The 4,526-nt window shown below is 61.0% G+C and carries 3 protein-coding genes and 1 pseudogene; 2 read left to right on the forward strand and 2 right to left on the reverse strand.

The features are described from left to right. Positions 1-293: 293 nt before the first annotated feature. On the forward strand, positions 294-1,649 hold the full coding sequence (locus HPC46_RS33765) for a hypothetical protein (RefSeq protein ID WP_179476345.1): 1,356 nt from the start codon (positions 294-296) through the stop codon (positions 1,647-1,649). A 244-nt stretch (positions 1,650-1,893) separates the two neighbouring features. Continuing rightward, positions 1,894-3,134, forward strand: a pseudogene (locus HPC46_RS33775) (IS3 family transposase); the annotation flags it as partial. A 29-nt stretch (positions 3,135-3,163) separates the two neighbouring features. On the opposite strand, the gene HPC46_RS33780 reads toward HPC46_RS33775, so the two are convergent. Further along, entirely contained in the window at positions 3,164-4,099 is a 936-nt protein-coding gene (locus HPC46_RS33780) for an IS3 family transposase (RefSeq protein WP_179476348.1), read from the reverse strand. Next, on the reverse strand, positions 4,096-4,386 hold the full coding sequence (locus tag HPC46_RS33785; protein WP_179476349.1) for a transposase: 291 nt from the start codon (positions 4,384-4,386) through the stop codon (positions 4,096-4,098). The genes HPC46_RS33780 and HPC46_RS33785 overlap by 4 nt, the downstream gene beginning before the upstream one ends. Positions 4,387-4,526 lie beyond the last annotated feature (140 nt).

Consider the following 4,526-nt stretch of genomic DNA (forward strand, 5'->3'; position numbering starts at 1 on the left):
TCCGCACGTACGCCACGGCCCAAAACTACTCGCCTAGTACCCCCAGCACCGAACCCCACCCAGAGAACCCGCAGGTCAAACCCACGCGCGCCAAGTTACCAACCGGTAATGTCCTAACTCAGGTCAGATGTCGCGGTATGCACCCTGTGCGAAACGCCTTCAACCGGACCTACGACGCGGCGACGTGGGACCCAGTGCTGCGAGTTGCAAACTCTAGACGTAACGATCAGCGCGGCCCATAATGACGTGGAATCGGTCTGCAATCGGGAGGACTTGTGCCGGTATCAGTTTCGTTGACGTCCATAAAGTGCAATCAGAAGGCCCTGCAGGGTGACTACGTAGACCATATTCTGGTCTATCTGGAAACAATCAACACCAGCGGCGATCGTGTGGGCACTCCGCGGGCGATCGTGATTGGCGCGCCGAAGCCCATGGGCTTCAAGCCCTCGGTAGAGGCCACATTTGACGACAAAATGACGCTTAGCGTTGACGGTGGGCCAGCCCAGCAGTGGGAGCCGGGATTGACCACAGTGTATGAACCCGTTCCTCACTCAGACTCTCACTCCCTGCGCGTGACCGTCGTTAACGTTCGTGGGGTCGATGACCCGTACAAGCTCGCGAAAGCGCTGCTATTGGTGGGCTCTGCGGCAGCGGCGGCAGCCGCAAGTGCCGCCTTGTATAAGGCCCTAGGGGCACTCTTCGCCGCCGAGAAGGGAAGCGACATCCTTGATCTGACCAAGAAGATCGTCGCTGGTGGAGGTGGTGGTTTGGTAGAGGCAGGCATCGAGTACTTGGCTGGACTGCTCACCGACATCTTCGATGACTGGCCTGACTGCAGCGGGACAGTACTGGACGGAACTATTTCGTTCCAAGAGCCTGGCGGGACGAACTTCACGCTGAAAACCGAATTAGACAGGGAGTTTCCCAAAGGCTGCAACCAACCGAGCTACGAGGCCGAGTTGTACGTCCACTTCGACGACACGCTGCCGCCGGTGAAGCCTGTCAAATGGGACTGCCGCTATCGCCCTCACACGAACGTCAACGTTCGAACCTTCACGCCCTGGTGGCGTAGCCGCGAGGGCACCCGAACTACGTCCTACGCCGTCATTGACCATTCCCTAGAAGGAACGCCCATCAAGGTGTTCATTGAACCGACGCAAGACGGCACGCTCGACGTACATGTCATCGAGAAGTCGCGTGACGGCAAAGGTAACGTTCTCGACCAGACAGTTAGCGGTGTCAAACCGCAATTAGCCGGGGTACGGATGAATTCACCAATTGCCGTGCGACTTAAGCCCGATCCTGGCGAGGACGAAGGCTCTCGGCGACCGCTGGGTCTTACTCATCAAGTGGACACCACCGAGGTCAAGTTGAAAAGAGGGCAGCTTCCATGGTGGCAGGCACCGATGCTGCGGGTCCAGAATCCAGACCGGTTCGTTTCCCGAATCACGCTGCCTGACATAGATGTTCAGATGGATCTCTACGAACGGTTTTGCACCGCCAAGGACGATGCCGGACACGACAGATATCAGACCGAGACCGTGATCTACTACCGCCGCGGCGGCCGAACTGCTCGACAAGCACAGGGCAACCCCGGATACACGGTGTCGACTGCCACTCTGGTCGTCACTACCCGTGCCCCGGGTTAGCCGACACTTTTAACACGCACGCATCAGCCTCACTCGCGACAGTCTGTCAGTTCGTCTACATGCTGAGAATCTGGTTACTCTGCTTCATGATGGTCCCCTTGCTGTAGGAGTTCTTGGCGGAACCCTGCGTGTCAGGGTGAGTTGAGTCCACTGGTTCATAGCAAACCGGCCTGACGCAGGGCGAGATACGGATCGGCACATCATGACGAGCTCCACGATTATCCCGGTGAACGACAATGAACGGATGGATCCGACTCACCCGAGAGCTGACGGGCCGCGGCGGCGTCGCGTGTTCACAGCGTCCGAGAAGCTGGCCCATTTGCAGGGCTACGAGCAGGCGTGCGAGCACGGCGACGGCGGTGCCTATTTGCGGCGTGAGGGGTTGTATTCGTCGTTGATCTGCGAGTGGCGCAAGCAGCGCGACGCCGGGGTGCTGGCAGGCAAGAAGCCCGGTGAAAAGGTCGGCAGACTCACCGCCGAGCAGGCCGAGATGGCTCGGCTGCGGCGGGAGAACGCCCGAATGAGCAAGCGGTTGAGCACCACCGAAGCCGCCCTGGACATCATGGGAAAAGCGCACGCTCTCTTGGAGACTCTCTCCGAGAGAGCGGATTCCGACGAGCAGCGCAAGAAGCGATGACCGAAACCTACGTGTCGCTGATCGCCGGCGGTGTGCCCACGAGACGGGCAGCGGGGTTGACCGGGATGGTGCGCTCGACGGCGACCCGGCGGCGCACCGCCGCTACCGCGCCCACGCCCGCGGTGGCGGCCCAACCAGCGCCCGATCCGGTCAACAAGCTGACAGAGCTGGAACGGCGGCGGGTCCTTGAGGTGCTCACCAGCGACCGGTTCGTCGATCTCGCGCCGTTGCAGATCTATGCCCAACTGCTCGACGAGGGCGTCTACCTGTGTTCGGTGTCCACGATGTATCGGGTGTTGGCAGAGAACACGCTGGTCGCCGAACGCCGCCGGCTGGCGCGGCACCCGGCCAAGGTGTGCCCGGAGTTGGTCGCGACCGCTCCGCGGCAGGTGTACAGCTGGGACATCACCAAACTCGCAGGGCCGGTGAAGGGCACCTACTTCGATGCCTACGTGATGATCGACATCTACTCCCGCTACATCGTCGGTGTCGATGTTCATGCCCACGAATCCGGGGTGCTGGCCAAGGAACTGATGGAGCAGATCTTCACGGTGCATGGTGTACCGCAGATCGTGCACGCCGACCGGGGAACGTCGATGACCAGCAAGACCGTCGCCGCGCTGCTCGCCGATCTGGAGGTCACCCGGTCGCATTCGCGGCCACGGGTGTCCAACGACAACCCGTACTCGGAGTCGCTGTTCAAGACATTGAAGTACGGGCCGCAATTTCCTGAACGCTTCGGATCACTCAGTGAGGCAAGGCACTTCATGAACACCTTCACCAACTGGTACAACCACGAGCATCGGCACACCGGCATCGGACTACACACACCCGCCGACGTGCACTATGTGGTTCCCCCGAAATCGTGGAGGGTTTCCTATGCCGCTTGCGGCTTGGTCTTGGATTCCCTGATCTCGTAGTTGACGGGCGAGAGCCCGTCGGCGGCACTGTGCCGGCGTTGGTGATTGTAGAAGGTGTAGCACCAGTCGATAACCGCCGCCTGCGCATGAATGGTATCACGGAAACTATTGCGCGACAACACTTCCCATTCCAGTGAGGAAAAGAACGCCTCGGCGGCAGCATTGTCGAAACACGACCCGACCCGGCCCATCGACTGCCGAATCCCCAACTGCCGGCACAGCGTGGTGAACGCGTTCGCGGTATAGGTGCTGCCGCGGTCGGTGTGGAAGATCACCCGATCGGACTGCTCATCGCGCCAGATCACCTGGCGGCCGCCGCGCGCGGCCACCGCCATCTTGATCGCCGCACACGCCAGCTCAGCATCAGGATGCAGGCCCATCGCCGCCCCCAACAACCGGCGGCTATAGAGGTCGATCACGGTCGCCAAATACAATTTCTGACCGGACTCAGTGGGGATCTCGGTCATGTCACCGACCCACTTGCGGTTCGGCGCCGCCGCGGAGAAATCTCGTTTGACCAGGTCAGGGAACTTCGGTGCGGTCTTGTCCTGCTTGGTGAGCCCGTTACGGCGTTTGATGCGGCGCGCCACCAAACCCTGGCGGCGCATCGAGTCGGCCACCGACTTCTCCGAGACCTGCCAGCCCAGATCACGCAGGTCGGCGATCAGCCGCGGCGAACCATGCAGCCCCTTGGCCGCCGTGAACGCCGCCGCCACTGCCGTATCGAGGCGCGCGCGGCGCCGATCGGTGTCGGTGTGCAACCCATCGGTGAACTCAGCGCGGGTGATCCACTTGTAGAACCACGACACGCTCACACCCAACAGCACGCACGTCATCGTATGCGGCACTCGGTATTTGGTCCTCTGGTCGGCGATGAAACGTGCCACGCTCACTTCGTCGCCTCCTTCACCCACAGGACCACTGATCGCTTGAGGACATCACGCTCCATCCGCAGCTCAGCATTCTCGCTGCGCAGGCGTTTGAGCTCCTCGACATCGTCGCGAGTCAACTCACCCCGGCCCTCCCGGGCCTCGCGGTCCTGGGCCACCCAATTGCCCAACGTGCCCTCGTGGACGCCAAGATCCCGCGCCACCGCCGCGATCGACTTACCCGTCTCACGCACGATCCGAACAGCCCCCTCACGGAACTCCCGGTCGTACTTCTTCCGCTTCTCTGACATCACTACCCCTTATCCTGGATTCACCGATTGAGGTGGTGTCTGGGGCGGGTTGAATCAGTGAAATGCCCTGTCGTAGTGAGAGAATGAGATTTCTCTAGGATCAAATTCGGCCACTACGAAGGGCATCTCGTAGATGCAAC

Source organism: Mycolicibacterium vinylchloridicum (assembly GCF_013404075.1).
Classification (GTDB): domain Bacteria; phylum Actinomycetota; class Actinomycetes; order Mycobacteriales; family Mycobacteriaceae; genus Mycobacterium; species Mycobacterium vinylchloridicum.